A 16,548-nucleotide genomic window follows, 5' to 3' on the forward strand; every position below is an offset into this window, starting at 1 on the left:
GCAAATCGGGTGAGGGGTTGCGGTCTATCGAGAGAACGAGAGCCCTCACCCGGCGCTGCGCGCCGACCTCTCCCCGCCGGGGAGAGGTGGACCGAACCCGCGGTCAAACTGATTTAGCCTAACCTCAGCCCGCGCTGGGTTGCCGCCGCCGGGCCGGATTTCCGGCCACGATGGTGCCGGCCGCGACGTCCCGCGTCACCACGCTGCCGGCTCCGACCAGGGCGCCGTCGCCGATCGTGACGCCGGGCAGGATGATGGCGCCGCCGCCGATCCAGACGTCGCTACCGATCCGGATCGGGCGGCCGAATTCCAGCCCCGCGCGCCGGGTTTCGGCATCGCGCGGGTGGTCGGCGGTATAGATCTGCACCGCGGGTCCGATCTGGGTGCGATCGCCGATCACGACCGTGACCACGTCGAGGATGACGCAGTTGAAGTTGAGGAACACGCCGTCGCCGAGGCTGATATTGCTGCCATAGTCGCAGAAGAACGGCGGGCGGATCACGGCGCCCTTGCCGACCTTTCGGAAGCGCTCGGCGAGCAGCGCGTGCAATTCGCCCGCGGAGGACGCGCCCGATGCGTTGTAGCGCGCCATCCAATGTTCCGCCGCGGTATGGTCGGCGGCAAGCTCCGCATCCGGGCGATAGAGCTCGCCCGCCAGCATTTTCTCTTTTTCTGTCTTCAATCAATCGCTCCGAGCTGCGGGAACGCGTCCGGCGCGGCGGCGAGTTGCGCGCGTGCCTTGGCGCTGTCGTCATCCATCTGGCGTATCAACGCCTCGATGGTGTCGAATTTCAGCTCTTCACGAATGAAACCGATGAATGCGACATCGAGGACCGTGTCGTACAGATCGCCCTTGAAGTCGAACAGGAACACTTCGAGCAGCGGCGCGCCGTTGTCGAAGGTCGGCCGGCGCCCGAAGCTTGCGACGCCGTCGAACCGCGCCGTGTCGTTGCCCTGTGCCTTGCCGACGCGCACCGCATAGATGCCGTGCTTCAAACCGCAATGCTTGTCGAGGCGGATATTGGCGGTGGGATAGCCGAGGTCGCGGCCGCGCTTCTCGCCGTGGATCACCTTGCCGGTGACGAACCACGGCCCGCCCAGCATCGTGGTGGCATCGGTAACCTCGCCCTCGGCGAGCGCCATGCGGATCGCGCTGGAGGAGACCGGGCGCTCCTCGATGTCGACATGGGCCTGCACATCGACCTCGATGCCGAGCCGCGGTGCTTCGCTGACGAGCAGGCTCGGCGAGCCGACCCGGCCCTTGCCGAAATGGAAGTCGTAGCCGACCGCGATCCCGCTGATGCCGAGCCGGCGGATCAGGTCATGGTGAATGAAATCCTGTGCCGTGGTCCCGGCGCGCGCCTTGTCGAAGGTCATGACGACGGCACCGGCGAGCCCGGTGGCCGCGAGCAGCCGCAGCTTGTTGGTCTCGTCCGTGAGGCGGAATTGCGGGGTGTTCGGGCTGAAGAATTTGCGCGGATGCGGCTCGAAGGTCACGGCGAGCGCGGGCACGCCGCGCGCTCTGCCCATCGCCAGCGCCGCACCGATCACGGCGCGGTGACCGAGATGCACGCCGTCGAAATTTCCCATCGCGACCACGGCGCCCTTCGGGATGGCGCTTTCGGGGGTGTTGTCGCGGATAACGGTAAAGCCGGTGCTCATGTCAGGTATTCTTCAAGGATTCTTAAGCATGATTGTTGCGGGCCGGACCGTGACGCGGCGGCGGCGTGGAAGTCAAGCTTGCCGAAAATCGCGTCAAATCCGTAACAATCCGGATTCAGCCGGTTAACGCGCTGTTTAATGCCAGCTGTTACTCGTTGCCGGAAACCTGCGTTCGTGCAGAAGCCAAGTTGCGTCAGGCGTTTTGGGGGAAAAGATGGCGGTTGATTTGTCCATGCCGGTTCTGGTGGTTGATGATTACAGCACCATGATCCGCATCATCCGGAATCTTCTCAAGCAGCTTGGATTCGAAAATATCGACGATGCCTCCGATGGCTCCGCGGCGCTGAACAAGATGCGCGGCAAGAAGTATGGCCTGGTGATTTCCGACTGGAATATGGAGCCGATGACCGGCTACGACCTGCTCAAGGAAGTCCGTGCCGATCCCAATCTGGCGACCACGCCCTTCATCATGATCACGGCGGAGTCCAAGACCGAGAACGTGATCGCGGCCAAGAAGGCCGGCGTCAACAACTACATCGTCAAGCCGTTCAACGCGGCGACGCTGAAGACCAAGATCGAGGCGGTCTTCCCGGACATGGCGACGGCGTAAGACGCTCGTCCATCGCATCTACCAAAATTCACGTCATGCCCGGGCTAGTCCCGGGCATTTACGTCTTGACGGTTAAGGCGAGAGGACGCGATTTCGGAATATTAGAAGAATATTCCTGAGTTGCCCGACGTGTCAAGTTGCCTGGTCGAACACCGGCGCCGCCGGCTCCTTTGCATGGGGTTGTTTTCGATATTCTGGCAGCGCGCCGTCCTCGCCTCGCCCCGCCTGCGGGGAGAGGTCGGATCGCATGCAGCGGAGCGAAGATGCGATCCGGGTGAGGGGGTACAGGTCCCTCGACCTTCACAACTCGTGGAAGCAGCCCCTCACCCCAACCCTCTCCGCGCATCCGCCTTCGCCCGAAGGCGGGCTTCGGCGGACAAGAGGGCGGGGCGAGGGAGCGCAACAGCGCTCGCCGCTACCACTTCAGCTCGCGCATCAGCGCGCGCGGCGGATGGCCGAACAATTCCTTGATCGAGGCCGGATCGAGCTGCTCGATGCCTTCGAACTGTTCGGAATGGATGCCGCGGGTGACGAACAAGAGATCGATGCCGAAGCCAAGGGCGCCGGCGAGATCGGTGCGCACGGAATCGCCGATCGCGAGCACGCGGCCGAGTTCGGTCGGATGTCCGCGGCGTTCGGTGGCCAGCGCCATGGCACGCTCGTAGATCGGCCGGTGCGGCTTGCCATAGAAGATCACCTCGCCGCCGAGCTCGCGATAGAGTTCGGCGACCGCGCCGGCGCAATAGATCAGCCGGTCGCCGCGCTCGACCACGATGTCCGGATTGGCGCACACCAGCGTGAGCTTGCGTTCGAGCGCTTTCAGCAGCGTGTCGCGATAGTCCTCGGCGGATTCGGTCTCGTCGTCGAACAGGCCGGTGCAGATGATGTAGTCCGCCTGCTCCAGCGGCACCATGGTGGCGTCGAGGCCGCGATGGATCGAGCTGTCGCGCTCGGGGCCGATCCAGAAGATCTTCTGGCCGGGATGGTCGGCCACGAAGTGCCGCGTCAGGTCGCCGGAGGAGACGATCGCGTCATAGGTCTCATCCGCAACGCCGAGCTTGCGCAGCTGGCGCTGCACGGAGTCGGCCGGCCGCGGCGCGTTGGTGATCAGGATGACCGTGCCGCCGCGCTGGCGGAACGTGTGCAGGGCCTCGCAGGCCTCGGGAAAGGACTCGAGCCCGTTGTGCACGACGCCCCAGATGTCCGACAGCACGACGTCGACATCGCCGACAAGGTCGCGCAATTGCTCCACGAAGCGCAGTGACGTCATGATGCTGGCCGTTGACTAGTTCGGACCGAGCGCGCGGCGCGCCAGCGCGGCGCTGCCGGTTGCGCGCGGCGGCGCTGTTGGGCTGGAGACAGGTGCTGAAGTGCCGGCGCCATTGAGGTCCTGGGGTTTGGCCTGCGGAGTTTCGGCGGTAGCAGATGCCCCTTCCGGCCGCAACGGCCGCGGCGGCGCGAACAGGAAGCCCTGGCCGAACCGGACATCGTAGTCGAGCAGGTCGACCACCGAGCGCTCGCCCTCGATCCGTTCGGCGATCAGGTCGATGCCGAAGCGGCCGAGCAGGTCGGACAGATCGGACGGATGGATATCCGACGTCGCGCTCTGCCTGGTGTCGAGCAGCAGTGCCGCCGGCACCTTGATGAAGCGGACGCCGCGATCGGCGAGCTCGCGCGGTTCGAGGCGGAGGTCGCTGACATGGTCGATCGAGAACCGGTAGCCACGCTGCGACAGCGCAGCGAGGTTCTCGCTTTCGACCGGGCCGAGATTGCGGAAGGTCGCCTGCTTGAACTCGAGCACGAAGGACGGCGCCAGCGCGCGGTTGGCCTCGAGGAAGTCGAGGCACTGGGTGAAATGCTCGGGACTGGCCAGCGTCGCCGCCGACACGTTGCAGAACACGCCGACATCCTTGCTGCGGATCATCAGGCGGCGCAGCACCTGGACGCAGCGAAGCATCACCATGTGATCGATGCGGCCGATCAGGCCGCCGGCCTCGGCGGCCTCGATGAAATCGTCGGCGGCAAGCACCTGGTCGCGCTCGTCGCGCAGCCGCGTCACCGCCTCGTAATAGCGCACCTTGCGCTGCGGCAGCGTCACCATCGGCTGCAGGTAGATGTCGAGCCGGTTCTCGTCGATCGCATGCCTGATCGCGGCAACGAGCTGGGCCTGGCTGCGTGAGATCGGCGGCGGAGGCGCAACGGGCGGCGGCGGTGCGAACACGACGGTCGGGGCCGGTACCACCGGTTGCAGCAGATCTTCGCGCGGCGAGGCGACCGGCTGCGCCACGGGCGTCGCTGCCAGCAGATCCTCATGATGGGCGACGGATGCCGCGAGCTGCCGCACCAGTCCGCCAAGCTCGTTGATCTCGCCGGCCATGCCCTGCATGCGGTCGGCGCCGGTGGAGTTGGCCGAAGCGATCCGGCCCTCGACCGCGGCCAGCCGGCGGCCGAATTCGGCGACCTGGCGGGCGAGGTCGGCGGTGCCGCGCGACAGATCCGCGATCTGGCCGCCGACATCGCTGCGGTCGCGCAACCGCATCGAGACGGCGTTGTAGAGGATCAGGCAGGTGAGGGCGGTGAGCGCCACGATCGCCGATTCCGATCCGCTGATGCCCGCCACCGAATACAGGACGAAGCCGAGCGAGCTGCGACCAGCACCATGCAGATGGCGATGAAGATCGTCGAAATGCGAATCATGTCGCGCGCCCGCGCCCTCCGTCCGAACATCCCCGGCGCGCAAGCTTAGCACCATTGTTGATTCGACGGGCCTGCGATCTTCGGAACCGGCTGGAACTGCACACGATTTTCGCTTCGCCCGATCCGGTCCCGCTGTCCGGCTCCGCATTGCTCCGGATCGGCCCGCGCCGAGCCGCTCAGAGGTCGGCGGCGGCGATCCAGAACACCTCGCCCTCGGAGTCCTCGGTGTCGAGCCAGAGCAGCGGCAGGTTCGGGTAGGCGGCCTCCAGATTGTCGCGGCCGCGGCCGATCTCGCAGAGCAGCCCGCCCTGCGGGGTCAGATGTTGCTTGGCCTCATCAAGCAGCCGGCGGACGATGTCGAGCCCGTCAGCGCCGCCGTCGAACGCGATCTTCGGCTCGGCGCGGCACTCGCGCGGCAATGCCGCCATGCCTTCAGCGTCGACATAGGGCGGATTCGAGATGATGAGGTCGTAGCTGCTGTCGCCGAGCGGCTTGAACAGATCGCCGCGATGGAGCGTCAGGCGGTCGTCGAGGCCGTGGTCGGCGACGTTGCGCGCGGCGACCTCGAGCGCATCCTTTGAAATATCGACGGCATCGACGGTGGCATTGGCGAAATGCCGGGCCGCCAGAATCGCAAGGCAGCCGGAACCGGTGCAGAGGTCGAGCACGCTTTCGACCTCCGCGGGATCGCCGATCAGCGAGGTGCCGTCCTCGTCGCCGCCGAAATGCGAATCCAGCAATTCGCCGATGAAGGAGCGCGGCACGATGGTGCGTTCGTCGACATAGAACGGCAGGCCGCGCATATAGACCTTGTTGACGAGATAGGCGGCCGGCTTGCGCGTCGCGATCCGCCGCTCGATCAAATCGAGGATCTGCTTGCCTTCGGCAAGCGTCACGCGCGCGGTCGCGAAATTCTCGAACTGATCGGGATGCAAATGCAGCGTCTCAGAGATCAGGAACGCGGCCTCGGCCACCGGATCGGTGGTGCCGTGCGCGAACACCAGCTTTGCCGCGTTGAAGCGGCTGACCGCGTAGCGCAGGAAATCGAACAGGGTGTGAAGCTCGCCGGCGCCGACCTTCGGTGCTTTCGGCGCGGCTGGGCTGCGCTTTGCCGGCACTTTGGCCGGCACTTTGCTGCGCTTGGCCATCAGGATTTGGTCCAGCGCGCGGCGGCCGCGTCGTCGTGGTCGCGCGCCTCGATCCAGTTCGTGCCGCGCGCACTTTCCTCGCGCTTCCAGAACGGCGCGTTGGTCTTCAGATAATCCATCAGGAACTCGGCTGCCTCGAACGCGGCCTGCCGGTGCGCCGAGGCGGTGACGACCAGCACGATGTTCTCGCCCGGCGCGATGCGGCCGAAGCGATGGATGATGGTGAGGCCCTGCAACGGCCAGCGCGACAGCGCCTCGTCGGCGTGGCGCGTGATCTCGGCTTCCGCCATGCCGGGATAATGTTCGAGTATCAGCGCGGCGATCGGCTCGCCCTGTTCGCTGCCGCGGCAGATGCCGCTGAAGCTGACGACCGCACCGACATCGGTGCGGCCCTTGCTCAGCGCCGCGATCTCCTGCGCGACATCGAAGTCGGCTTCCTGGATACGGATGGTCGCAGCGACGGACATGATTACTTCTTTGTTTGACGCGTTTTCTTCACGCGAACCGGTATCCACTTCGCTTGAAAACGCTCTTCTTAGCCGCCGGTCATCGGCGGGAAGAACGCGATCTCGCGGGCGCCGATGATGGCCGCATCCTGCTTGACATGGGCGTGGTCGATCGCGGCGCGGATCACCGTGGGCTTCTCGAACGCGTAAGCATAGGCATCGTCGCGCGCGGTCAGCCAGCCGATCAGGTCGCCGACGGTGCGCACCTCTGCAGGCGGCTCGACGGTCTCCTCGGCCTTGCCGACGCGTTCACGTACCCAGGCGAAATATTTCAGCTTCATCCCTCATCCTCCTTGATGAGGTGATGGATGCCGGCGCGGAAGTAATCCCAGCCGGTATAGATCGTGAAGATCGCCGACATCCACAGCAGCACGATACCGATCAGGGTGGTTGCCGGGAAGACCTGCTCGCCCGCTTCGCCGGCGATCAAAAAGCCGATCGCCACCAGCTGGATCGTCGTCTTCCATTTCGCGAGCTTGGTGACGGGTACGCTGACCCGCAAGCCGGCGAGATATTCGCGCAGGCCCGAGACCAGGATCTCGCGGCACAGGATCACGATCGCCGCCCACAGCGTCCAGCCGTGGATCGAATTGTCGGCGGCCAGCATCAAGAGGCTCGAGGCGACCAGCAGCTTGTCGGCGATCGGATCGAGCATCCGGCCGAAGGCGGATTGCTGGTCCCACATCCGGGCGTAATAGCCGTCGAGATAGTCGGTGATCCCCGCCGCAATGAACACGGCAAGCGCCACCCAGCGCAGCCACAGCGGGCCGTCCAGGATCGACTGCCAGTAGACGCAGCCGATCACCACCGGAATGGCGGCGATCCGGGCGTAGGTCAGGATATTCGGGAGGGACATGGTCTTGGTCTGTCCCCGGGTCGTGGCGATGTTCATCCGTTCTACCAATACCGCTGAAGCGAGAAGGTCAACCGTGCGGGCGCCAAAGCGCGCCGAGATTACGCGGAATCGTCATGGCGCCTTAGCTCGTTGTTTAAGCATGACCTTTTCGTAACCTTGGCCCATGCTTTCAGCATCATGCCCTAGATGCCGTGTCGCAGGCGACGCCCTGATGACTCGCCTTTGGTTTAACCCGGCTGGGCGTGGAAAAACTCGAAAATCTTGCGGGCGCTCTCGGCGCTGACGCCGGGAACCTTGCCGAGGTCGGCGATCGAGGCCCGCTCGATCTCCTTGAGCGTTCCGAAGTGGTGCAGCAAGGCACGTTTGCGCGACGGGCCGATGCCCGGGATCTCCTGCAGGCCGGCTTCCCGGATGTCCTTCTTGCGCAGCTTGCGGTGCGAGCCGATCACGAAGCGGTGGGCCTCGTCGCGCAGCCGCTGGATGAAATACAGCACCGGGTCGCGCGGCTCCAGCTTGATGGCCTCGCGGTCCGGCATGAACAGGGTTTCCCGCCCGGCATCGCGCTCCGGCCCCTTGGCGACCGCCATCAGCGAGACCCCGGTCAGTCCGAGATTCGCGAAAATCTCCCTGACCGCGTTGAGCTGCCCACGGCCGCCGTCGATGATGACGAGGTCGGGCCATTGCGGGAACGCCTCGTCGTCGGCCTTATCGTCGACCTTGGCAGCCTCGCCCTCCGGTGGCTTCAGGAGACGCTTGAAGCGACGCTCCAGCACCTCGCGCATCATCCCGTAGTCGTCGCCGGGCGTCAGCCCTTCGGACTTGATGTTGAACTTGCGGTACTGGTTCTTCATGAAACCGTCGGGTCCCGCCACGATCATCGCGCCGACCGCGTTGGTGCCCTGGATGTGGCTGTTGTCGTAGACCTCGATGCGCCGCAGTGTGTGCGGCAGGCCGAGCGTCGTGACCATGCCTTCCAGCAGCCGGCTCTGCGTCGCGGTATCGGCGAGCTTGCGGCCGAGCGCCTCGCGCGCATTGGTGAGCGCGTGGCCGATCAACTCCTTCTTCTCGCCGCGCTTGGGCACGGAGACCTCGACCTTGGATCCGGCCTTCACCGACAGCGCGTCGGCGAGCAGCGCGCTTTCCTCGATCTCGTGCGACAGCAGGATCAGCTTCGGCGGCGGCTTGTCGTCGTAGAATTGCGCGAGGAAGGAGGACAGCACCTCCTCGGGCGTAAAACTCTTCTCGGCTTTCGGGAAATAGGCGCGGTTGCCCCAGTTCTGGCCGGTGCGGAAGAAGAACACCTCAACACAGGAATAGCCGCCTTCCTGGTGGATCGCGAACACGTCGGCCTCTTCGACCGTGCGCGGATTGATGCCCTGCTGCGATTGGATCGCCGACAGCGCCGCGAGGCGGTCGCGGTATAGCGCCGCGGTCTCGAATTCGAGCTCGCCGGAAGCCTTCTCCATCTCGGCCGCGAGCAATTCCTTCACCGCGTGGCTGCGGCCCGACAGGAATTCGGTCGCCTCGCGCACCAGCTCGCTATAGCCGGGGAAATCGATCTCGCGCGTGCAGGGGCCGGCGCATCGCTTGATCTGATAGAGCAGGCAGGGCCGGCTGCGGCTTTCGAAGAAGCCGTCGGTGCAGGAGCGGATCAGGAACGCGCGCTGCAGCGCCGTGATGGTGCGGTTGACCGCGCCTGCATTGGCGAACGGGCCGAAATAGCGGCCGGGCCGCGACTGCGCGCCGCGATGCTTGAGGATCTGCGGCGCCCAATGGTCGCCAGATATCAGAATATAAGGAAACGACTTGTCGTCGCGCAGCTGCACATTGAAGCGCGGGCGGAGCTGCTTGATCAGATTGGCTTCGAGCAGCAGCGCTTCGGTCTCGGTCATGGTCGAGACGATCTCGACATGCGTGGTCGCCGCGATCATGCGCAGGATCCGCGCCGGCAGCGGCGCGTTGGCGCGCGCATAGGACGACAGCCGCTTTTTGACGTTCTTCGCCTTGCCGACATAGAGCACGTCGTTGGCGGCATTGAGCATGCGGTAGACGCCGGGCGAGGTCGGGGCGAGACGGACCGCGTTCTCGATCGCAGCGTGCCCGACCGAGAGCGTCCCCTCGGCGACCGCCTCGGTGGCGTCCTCGGCAGCCTCGGGCAGGCGCGCGTCATCCTCCTCCTCGGCGGCGGAGGTCTCGGGATCGACATCGCTTGTGTCGAGCGTCAGGTCGGCCCTTGTCAGGTTGTCCTGCGTCAGGTCGGACTTAGAACCGCGCCGTGGCTTGGAATCAGGCTTGGCGGCCGGCGCCGGGCGCTCGGGAGAATCGTGAACCATGAGCCGTAAACTAAGCGCTTGGGAGACCGCTCGCCAGCGTTGGCGGCACCGGAAAACAGTCCCGATCGCAGCAGGTTACCGACCCTGCGTCGGCGCCGCAGCCGGCGGGTAACACATTGTTAAGACTGATGAGCAGGCCGGTAACCGGGCTTAACAGCCCTTTAACTTAAAACTCTCGATAAACCTTAGCGAAAAAAGTGGAATTCCGTAACCACGCTGGCCGAGGGGCCAGCGGGCTGCGGCAGTTGCGTGGTGGAGAGTAGCTATGACCCGGTTGGTTGCGCGTGCGCTGGCACTGATCGTCGCAGGCTGGACGACCTCGGCGGCGTCGGCCGACCTCAACTACGGCTCGCCCTACACCGTGTATCAGCCGCTCAATGCCTATAGCTGGGCAGGCCCCTATCTCGGCGGCAACGTCGGCTACGGCTGGGGTTCGGTCGAGAACAACCCGACCAAGCCGTCCGGTTTCGTCGGCGGCGTGCAGGCCGGCTACAATTTCCAGAACGGCTCACCCTGGGTGTTCGGTTTCGAGGCCGATATCCAGGGCACCACGGCCGACGACCGGTTCGCGCCCTGGAAATTCTCCAACCCGTGGTTCGGCACGGTGCGCGGCCGCGCCGGCTATGCGGTCAACAACGTGCTGTTCTACGCGACCGGCGGTCTCGCCTTCGGCGAACTGCGCGGCGAGACCTTCGGCATGACGGAGAGCCACACCAATGCGGGCTTCACCGTCGGCGCCGGCGCCGAGATGGGCTTCGCCCCGCATTGGAGCGCCAAGATCGAATATCTCTACGTCGATCTCGCCAACAGCAACTTCACGATCACCGGCGGTGCGTCGAACGGCTACAGCTTCAGCCTGGTTCGCGCCGGCATCAACTATCACTTCTGAGAACAAGAAAACGTCTGATCTCAACTCCCGGTCGCGCCTCGCGCGGCCGGGTTTTTCTTTGCGCAGGTCAGGGCGAGATCGCGCGCGGCAGCGTCAACGCCGCGGCATCAGCGCAGCCAGCCGGTCGGCCGCACGCATCTGATGTGCGGGCACCGTCAGTCGCGTCCGCATCATGCAGGTGGTCATGCAGCGAGCGCGAGCCACGCGCCCGGCAATCAAATCACACGCAACGCTTCATTCGCCGTTCAGAACGAGCCGCGCATCGCGAGGGCTCGTCATGAAACCACCAGGTTGACGGCTTTCGGGCCCTTGCCCTTCTTGTCCGGTTCAACCTCGAACGTAATGCGCTGTCCTTCAGTCAGGTCCTTCAATCCTGCACGCTCGACAGCTGTGATGTGAACGAACACATCGCGGCCGCCATCATCAGGCTTGATGAAGCCGTAGCCACGCTCTCCGTTGAAGAACTTGACTGTCCCAGTCATGGCCATCGGGAAACTCCTCCCCCGTATTGCTCCACCGCTACGCGCACGCCGCGCAGCGGTTGACCGACATTCGCTTGTCGGAAGCTTGGCCACCTGAACAGGCCGGCGTCACGCCGCCGGTCTGCCTGGATTTTATTTCGGCCTTGTCACTCCGCCGCAACCATTCGCGGAAGCGGAACGTAAAGCCAGTCGTAACAGGATGAGCATAATACGGTTCCGCGCAAATTGCCTATGCTCAAAATCGAACTTTTCAGTGGGTGCTACCGATCAAGGTTTAGGCGTCTCGAGTCTGAAGCGTGCCGCGCCGCCCTGACCAAGCGGCTTCTCGAGTTCGGGCAGGATGATCTTCAGCTCGTTCGCCAGCGTCCACGGCGGATTCACTATCAAAAGGCCGGTGGAAACGAGGCCTGCGTCGGCTTCTTGCGGCGCCACACTGAATTCCAAGCGCAAGCATTTGCCTGCAGGCCGGCTGCTTGCTGTTGCAGCGGCCACGCTGCGCGCGAGGTCGTCGGTGGCTCTCCGGGATTTTACGGGGTACCACAAAAGGTACGCGCCGGTCGGCCACTTCGCATACGCTTCCGTAAAAGCACTGGCCAGCCGCTCGAACTCATCCTTCGCTTCGAACGGCGGATCGATCAGCACAAGGCCGCGCCGCTCGTTCGGCGGCACGAATGCGGGCAGCGCCATCCAGCCGTCGAGATCGACGACGCGCGCCTGCGCGTCGCGGCGCAATGCATCGATCAACTGCTTGCGCGCGCCAGCCTCGAGCTCGCACGCCGTCAGACGATCTTGCGGACGCAGCAGCGCCCGCGCGATCAGCGGCGATCCCGGATAGGTTTTCAATTCGCCTCTCGGATTGAATGCCCTGACGATGTCGAGATAGGGCCCGATCAAGGGCAACGCCTTGTCGGAGAGCCGTGCCTGCATCAGTCGCGCGATGCCGGTGAGCCATTCACCGCCGCGCTGCGCTTCGCTCGACGTCAAATCATAGAGGCCGGCGCCGGCATGGGTGTCGATGACGCGGAACGGCGCCTGCTTCTCCTGCAGATAGGTGAGCATGCGCACCAGCACGATGTGCTTGATGACGTCGGCAAAGCTGCCGGCATGAAAGGCGTGACGGTAGTTCATGCTGTTATCGCGCTGCGCTCCTGAGGGAGCGCATGTTGTACTTCTTCATGCGCGACCTGTCCGGCCTTCGCTCAAGCTTCCGCGGAGTTAACGTCTGAGCTCGGCGAAGCTTTGGCGTCGCCACCTCCCGGAGATCTGCGCCTCGTCCCGGCGGTTTCGTGACGGCATCGACGGCCGGACGCTCCGCGCGACGACGCGGGTCCGCCCGGCGATGACGTGGAGCAAGGCTTCAGCCGCCGCGAACCGGCGGCATCAGCACCTGATCGCGGCGGCAGGAGCGCCGATCGATTTCCTCGCAGGACCGGAATTGCAGATCCTTGCTGAGGCAGATCCGCACTTCGCTGAGCCGCTTGCTGTCGCAGGTCACCGAGATCGCCGAGTTGCTGAGCCCCGGATTGGCCTTGATGAACGCCGTCTCCAGCTCCTCCGGCGCGACCGTCTTCGGCTCCGACAATTGCAGGAATTCCTCGGGGATCTTCACCGCGGCGCGGGCCTTGCGGATGGCTTCGAAATAGGCGCGCTCGCCGAGGCCGGAGCAGGTGCCGTGCTTGTCCCACTCGTTGTAGATCAGTCCGGGTGCCGGCATCAGGTCGAGCATCGAGGTCATGATGTTGCGCGCGAGCCGCGGCGAGGGGCGCTGGCAGTATTCCGGAAAGCCGCGCTCATATTGCGGCCACAGGCCGTGCACCACGAAGGAGTAGGGCCGTCCGCCGCATTGCGCCTGCGTGCCGCGTCCGTTGTTGCCGCGCTCGCTCGCCGCCTCGCAGAACGACGGCGACCAGGACAGTGACAGCACGTAGAAATCGAACTCGCCCGGCGCATTCTGGCGGCGATCCTGGGCTGAGGCCCCCACCGCTCCGCTGAGAACAAAGGCAATCGAAATCAGAAATCGTGAAATTGTGACCAACCGAGGCATCAAACGCTCCCCTCACGCGACCGCTCAGAGCCTAGCAGGGTACCGGAACATTTCAAGAACAAAAGCCGCCGTCTGAATGGCGGCGGCTTCTGTTTTACCAATCCGGTCGGAGATCAGGGCCGCGCGGCCTTGCAGGACGGATTATAGGCCCAGTTGCGGTCAAGCCCGGCGACGCACCATTCGACGCCCTGGTTGAAGCCGGAAAAGCCGCCATCCTCGATGATCGAATAGTGCACCTTGCGCACCTTGCCGTCGCTCAGCATGGCGTCACCCGAGCAGTAGCGGCGCGGAATATTGTCGGATTGCCAAGGGCGGAATGCGGTTTCGTGAATCCGGCTGAAGCCGGTGATCACGAGCGGCGAATTCCAGAAGGTGGCTTCCTTTTCGTGGAATTGATCGCTGATGGTCGTCAGCGCCTTCTCGCACGGCGCCACATTGCCGTCATAGCGCGGTCCGGACAGCCAGAAATTCAGCTCGAACGGATTGGCCGCCTGGGCCGTGCCCCCGAAAGCCAGCATGCCGACCAGGACTGCGGCGCCGAGACCAAGCTTATGGCCGAGTTTGTTGCGGGAGTTGAACAGGTTGCGCATGGGAATCCACCCGATTATCCGATGCGGCGGACGGTGCCGTGAAGCCCCGGCAAGGTCAAGTGCAGCGCGGCAACACCTGCCGAGAAGTCCACCTTTAGCTGCCGGCTCGTTCTTTTCACCGTCGCCGGCGCACTCTATGTTGGCACCAAGCGAAATGGAGTCTGCGATGCGAAGGAAATTGGCCGCGTGCCTGGTTGCCGTTTGCGGGATGCTGGCCGTTGGTCCGGCGCAAGCCGACTGGATGCAGCCGGTGCCGCCGTTCAAGGGCAATGATACCGGCGGTATCATCGCCTATAGCCTGGCGACCCAGACCGACGCCCGGCAACTCGCCGTCGATCACTGTGCCTCCTATGGCAAGGTCGCCAAGTTCCTTGCGGTGCAACGCTATCCGGGCGGCTACATCTCCTTCGCCTGCCGCTGGGTCCCCTACGGCTCGGCGCAGCGGCCGGTGCGCACGCTCTACTGAGCGCGCTCCATATCCTAATCGTTCAGCCGGGAGCTAGCCGCATGACCCGACAGCTTGCCTTGCTTGGCTCTGCCGTTTGCCTTGTCCTGTCCACCGGCGCCGCAAGCGCCGTCGACCTGCCGATCCGCAAGGCCGGTCTGTGGGAGATGAAGATGGTGCGCACCGGCGGTCCGATGCCGGAAATCACCATGCAGCACTGCACCGACGAGACCACCGACAAGGAGATGAGCGCGGCGGCCTCGCCGATGGCCAAGGAAGTCTGCTCCAAGCAGGACGTCCAGAAGACCGCGACCGGCTATGTCAGCGACAGCGTGTGCAGCGTCGCCGGCATGTCGATGCAGAGCCATGCCGAGATCGTCGGTGATTTCAATTCCGCCTACACCGTGAAGAGCACCTCGCATGCCGAGGGCGGCGCGGCCGGCTCCCGCGACACCACGATGACCATCGAGGCGAAATGGCTCGGCGCCTGCAAGAGCGACCAGAAGCCCGGTGACATCATCATGCCCGGCGGCATGAAGATGAATATCAAGGACATGGAAAAGCTGAAGGGCCTGCTGCCCAAGCAGAAGTAAGGCGCAGCGCTTCCGGTAGCGGCCGCGCGCCTGAATGCATCGCCTCTGATGCCGAGAGGCTGCGATACTGTTCACCCCGTCATTGCGAGGAGCGATAGCGACGAAGCAATCCATGCTTCCGCGTACGCTGTGCGATGGATTGCTTCGCTTCGCTCGCAATGACGAGGATAGGGTCCGCGCGAAGCGCGGCCCGATGACAGGCTCCGCGCGTCTCGAAGGGGCAACGGCCCATCTGGTGGCCGTGCATCCTTCGAGGCTCGCCCAGCGGCGCAATTGCGCCGCAAGGCTCGCACCTCCAGCGACAAAGGCGAAGCCTTTGCGCGGGGATGACGGGTCTCCGCGCTCGTTCGCGCAAGCTGTCAGTATGCAATGACGTGGATTGCGGATCGCAGATGTCGCGCGTGACCGCGCAACGCGCGAGAGCATTGCAGGATGCAATCAACATCATCGAGAGATCGTTGGGCATCACGCGCGCGAGCAATGAGTGAAGACGCGCATCTTCGTGCTGATTGCTTGCTCTCCGTGCTGATGGGTTGCTGCGACAACGTGTCGTTTTTGAATCGCTCCAATGTTGCGCTTCAAGCGATTCTAGTTTGCGCGTGTGGAATTTCGCTGATCCCGCCGATAGAAGTCCGCCGCATTCGATGCCGCGCAATGACGAACACGCGGTTCGATCAAGATCAGTCTGGGGGATGCGTTCGGTGGGAATGGCTTCGTATCCGAGCAGGCGTGGCTTGCTCGGATCAACGGCTGCGATCAACGCAGCGTTTCTTGGTTCGGTCATGCTTGCACCAGTTGGTGCAAACGTCGCGAGCGCTCAGGGTGCAAACCAGCTCTCCGCAGAACGATGCAAATGTGCTTCCGGCAGTGACGGTGGATCAGCCTGGCGCCGCAAGGAAGCGTACCGCCGCTTCAAGTCAGAACACCAGGTCTTCGCGCGCGGTCGCGGCGAGCCGGCGCAGTCGTGTTGCGGCACCCGCTCAGAGCCAGGCTCCGCGGTCGCAGGGCTTAGCCGGCGCGATCGGTACGACGACCGGTTACGTCGCGACCGCCAGCACCGCCGGCACCAAGACCGGCACGGCGCTGATCGAGACGCCGCAGTCGCTCTCGGTCGTCACGCAGAAGGAGCTCAGGGATCGCAACGTTCAGACGCTCAAGGACGCCGTCAATTATACGCCCGGCGTCACGACCACGGCGTTCGGCTATGATCCCCGGTTCGACAGTTTCTACATTCGCGGTTTCGATGCGAACTCGAGGCGAAGCTGGCGCTCAAGCAGGGATTCGATCTCACCGCGGCCTACACCCATCTCAACGTCGTGATCACGCAGGGCAATCCCGATACCACCGGCAACGAGCTCTCAGGCATTCCACGGAATTCCTTCGCCGCCTTCGGCAAATACACCTTCCAGTCCGGCGTCCCGGTCGAAGGGCTCGGGCTTGGCCTCGGCGTCCGCTACATCGGGACGAACTTCGGCAACGACCAGAACACGTTCCAGAATGCGGCGACGACGTTGTTCGATGCCGTGATCGATTACGATCTGGGCAAGCTCGACCGGCGCTTCCTCGGCGCCACCATGCGCGTCAACGCCACCAATCTGTTCGACACGCGCTATCAGACCTGCCAGTCCGGCTACTGCTATGCCGGCGAACGGCGTCAGGTGATCGGTACCTTGTCCTACCGCTGGTAGTCACC

18 protein-coding genes and 1 pseudogene are annotated in these 16,548 nt (G+C 64.3%); 6 read left to right on the top strand and 13 right to left on the bottom strand.

The features are described 5' to 3' along the window. Nucleotides 1–124: 124 nt before the first annotated feature. Both AKN84_RS34340 and AKN84_RS34345 read right to left on the bottom strand, forming a co-directional pair. Entirely contained in the window at nucleotides 125–661 is a 537-nt protein-coding gene (locus AKN84_RS34340) for a sugar O-acetyltransferase (RefSeq protein ID WP_050424898.1), read from the bottom strand. 17 nt (nucleotides 662–678) lie between these two features. Next, the gene (locus tag AKN84_RS34345) at nucleotides 679–1,662 is read right to left on the bottom strand and encodes a bifunctional riboflavin kinase/FAD synthetase (RefSeq protein WP_050424899.1); all 984 of its coding nucleotides are present in this window, start codon (nucleotides 1,660–1,662) and stop codon (nucleotides 679–681) included. A 214-nt stretch (nucleotides 1,663–1,876) separates the two neighbouring features. Between AKN84_RS34345 and AKN84_RS34350 the strand changes: the two genes are divergently transcribed. Continuing rightward, nucleotides 1,877–2,272, top strand: coding sequence for a response regulator (locus AKN84_RS34350; protein WP_016844467.1), 396 nt, complete (start codon nucleotides 1,877–1,879; stop codon nucleotides 2,270–2,272). 415 nt (nucleotides 2,273–2,687) lie between these two features. Here the strand turns inward: AKN84_RS34350 and AKN84_RS34355 are convergent, their stop codons facing one another. From AKN84_RS34355 to uvrC, 7 genes and pseudogenes are all read right to left on the bottom strand, one after another. Further along, a complete protein-coding gene (locus AKN84_RS34355; protein WP_050424900.1) occupies nucleotides 2,688–3,542 on the bottom strand; it encodes a TIGR01459 family HAD-type hydrolase in 855 nt (284 codons plus the stop codon). A gap of 15 nt (nucleotides 3,543–3,557) precedes the next feature. Further along, nucleotides 3,558–4,969, bottom strand: a pseudogene (locus AKN84_RS34360) (EAL domain-containing protein). A gap of 176 nt (nucleotides 4,970–5,145) precedes the next feature. Then, nucleotides 5,146–6,117 carry a 50S ribosomal protein L3 N(5)-glutamine methyltransferase gene (gene prmB, locus AKN84_RS34365; protein ID WP_050424901.1) on the bottom strand — a complete coding sequence of 324 codons (972 nt, stop codon included), beginning with the start codon at nucleotides 6,115–6,117 and terminating at the stop codon, nucleotides 5,146–5,148. Continuing rightward, nucleotides 6,117–6,584: a molybdenum cofactor biosynthesis protein MoaE gene (locus tag AKN84_RS34370; protein ID WP_050424902.1), complete on the bottom strand. Its 468-nt coding sequence runs from the start codon at nucleotides 6,582–6,584 to the stop codon at nucleotides 6,117–6,119. The genes prmB and AKN84_RS34370 overlap by 1 nt, the downstream gene beginning before the upstream one ends. A 68-nt stretch (nucleotides 6,585–6,652) precedes the next feature. After that, nucleotides 6,653–6,904 (bottom strand): molybdopterin converting factor subunit 1, encoded by a 252-nt coding sequence (gene moaD / locus AKN84_RS34375; protein ID WP_050424903.1) that lies wholly within the window; start codon nucleotides 6,902–6,904, stop codon nucleotides 6,653–6,655. Next, on the bottom strand, nucleotides 6,901–7,515 hold the full coding sequence (gene pgsA / locus AKN84_RS34380) for a CDP-diacylglycerol--glycerol-3-phosphate 3-phosphatidyltransferase (RefSeq protein WP_016844474.1): 615 nt from the start codon (nucleotides 7,513–7,515) through the stop codon (nucleotides 6,901–6,903). Before pgsA ends, moaD begins: the two co-directional genes overlap by 4 nt. A gap of 191 nt (nucleotides 7,516–7,706) precedes the next feature. Further along, entirely contained in the window at nucleotides 7,707–9,812 is a 2,106-nt protein-coding gene (gene uvrC, locus AKN84_RS34385; RefSeq protein ID WP_050424904.1) for an excinuclease ABC subunit UvrC, read from the bottom strand. Nucleotides 9,813–10,077: 265 nt separating this feature from the next. Between uvrC and AKN84_RS34390 the strand changes: the two genes are divergently transcribed. Further along, on the top strand, nucleotides 10,078–10,701 hold the full coding sequence (locus AKN84_RS34390; protein WP_050424905.1) for an outer membrane protein: 624 nt from the start codon (nucleotides 10,078–10,080) through the stop codon (nucleotides 10,699–10,701). 275 nt (nucleotides 10,702–10,976) lie between these two features. On the opposite strand, the gene AKN84_RS34395 is transcribed toward AKN84_RS34390, so the two are convergent. From AKN84_RS34395 to AKN84_RS34410, 4 genes are all read right to left on the bottom strand, one after another. Further along, nucleotides 10,977–11,189, bottom strand: a complete 213-nt coding sequence (locus AKN84_RS34395) for a cold-shock protein (protein ID WP_016844477.1) — start codon at nucleotides 11,187–11,189, stop codon at nucleotides 10,977–10,979. 261 nt (nucleotides 11,190–11,450) lie between these two features. Next, nucleotides 11,451–12,311, bottom strand: coding sequence for a 23S rRNA (adenine(2030)-N(6))-methyltransferase RlmJ (locus AKN84_RS34400; protein WP_050424906.1), 861 nt, complete (start codon nucleotides 12,309–12,311; stop codon nucleotides 11,451–11,453). A 229-nt stretch (nucleotides 12,312–12,540) separates the two neighbouring features. Next, nucleotides 12,541–13,227: a ribonuclease T2 family protein gene (locus tag AKN84_RS34405; protein ID WP_050424907.1), complete on the bottom strand. Its 687-nt coding sequence runs from the start codon at nucleotides 13,225–13,227 to the stop codon at nucleotides 12,541–12,543. Nucleotides 13,228–13,340: 113 nt separating this feature from the next. Further along, complete coding sequence (locus tag AKN84_RS34410; RefSeq protein ID WP_050424908.1) at nucleotides 13,341–13,817, bottom strand: hypothetical protein; 477 nt, start codon at nucleotides 13,815–13,817, stop codon at nucleotides 13,341–13,343. A gap of 166 nt (nucleotides 13,818–13,983) precedes the next feature. Between AKN84_RS34410 and AKN84_RS34415 the strand changes: the two genes are divergently transcribed. The 4 genes from AKN84_RS34415 (at nucleotide 13,984) to AKN84_RS49485 (ending at nucleotide 16,543) form a co-directional block, all read left to right on the top strand. After that, a complete protein-coding gene (locus AKN84_RS34415; protein ID WP_050424935.1) occupies nucleotides 13,984–14,283 on the top strand; it encodes a hypothetical protein in 300 nt (99 codons plus the stop codon). Nucleotides 14,284–14,324: 41 nt separating this feature from the next. Then, on the top strand, nucleotides 14,325–14,855 hold the full coding sequence (locus AKN84_RS34420; protein WP_050424909.1) for a DUF3617 domain-containing protein: 531 nt from the start codon (nucleotides 14,325–14,327) through the stop codon (nucleotides 14,853–14,855). Between the two features lie 873 nt (nucleotides 14,856–15,728). Then, the gene (locus tag AKN84_RS49480) at nucleotides 15,729–16,175 is read left to right on the top strand and encodes a TonB-dependent receptor plug domain-containing protein (RefSeq protein WP_244485667.1); all 447 of its coding nucleotides are present in this window, start codon (nucleotides 15,729–15,731) and stop codon (nucleotides 16,173–16,175) included. Beyond that, nucleotides 16,118–16,543, top strand: coding sequence for a TonB-dependent receptor domain-containing protein (locus tag AKN84_RS49485; protein ID WP_244485668.1), 426 nt, complete (start codon nucleotides 16,118–16,120; stop codon nucleotides 16,541–16,543). The genes AKN84_RS49480 and AKN84_RS49485 overlap by 58 nt, the downstream gene beginning before the upstream one ends. Nucleotides 16,544–16,548: the final 5 nt, after the last annotated feature.

This window comes from Bradyrhizobium tropiciagri, assembly GCF_001189845.1.
Lineage (GTDB): Bacteria > Pseudomonadota > Alphaproteobacteria > Rhizobiales > Xanthobacteraceae > Bradyrhizobium > Bradyrhizobium tropiciagri.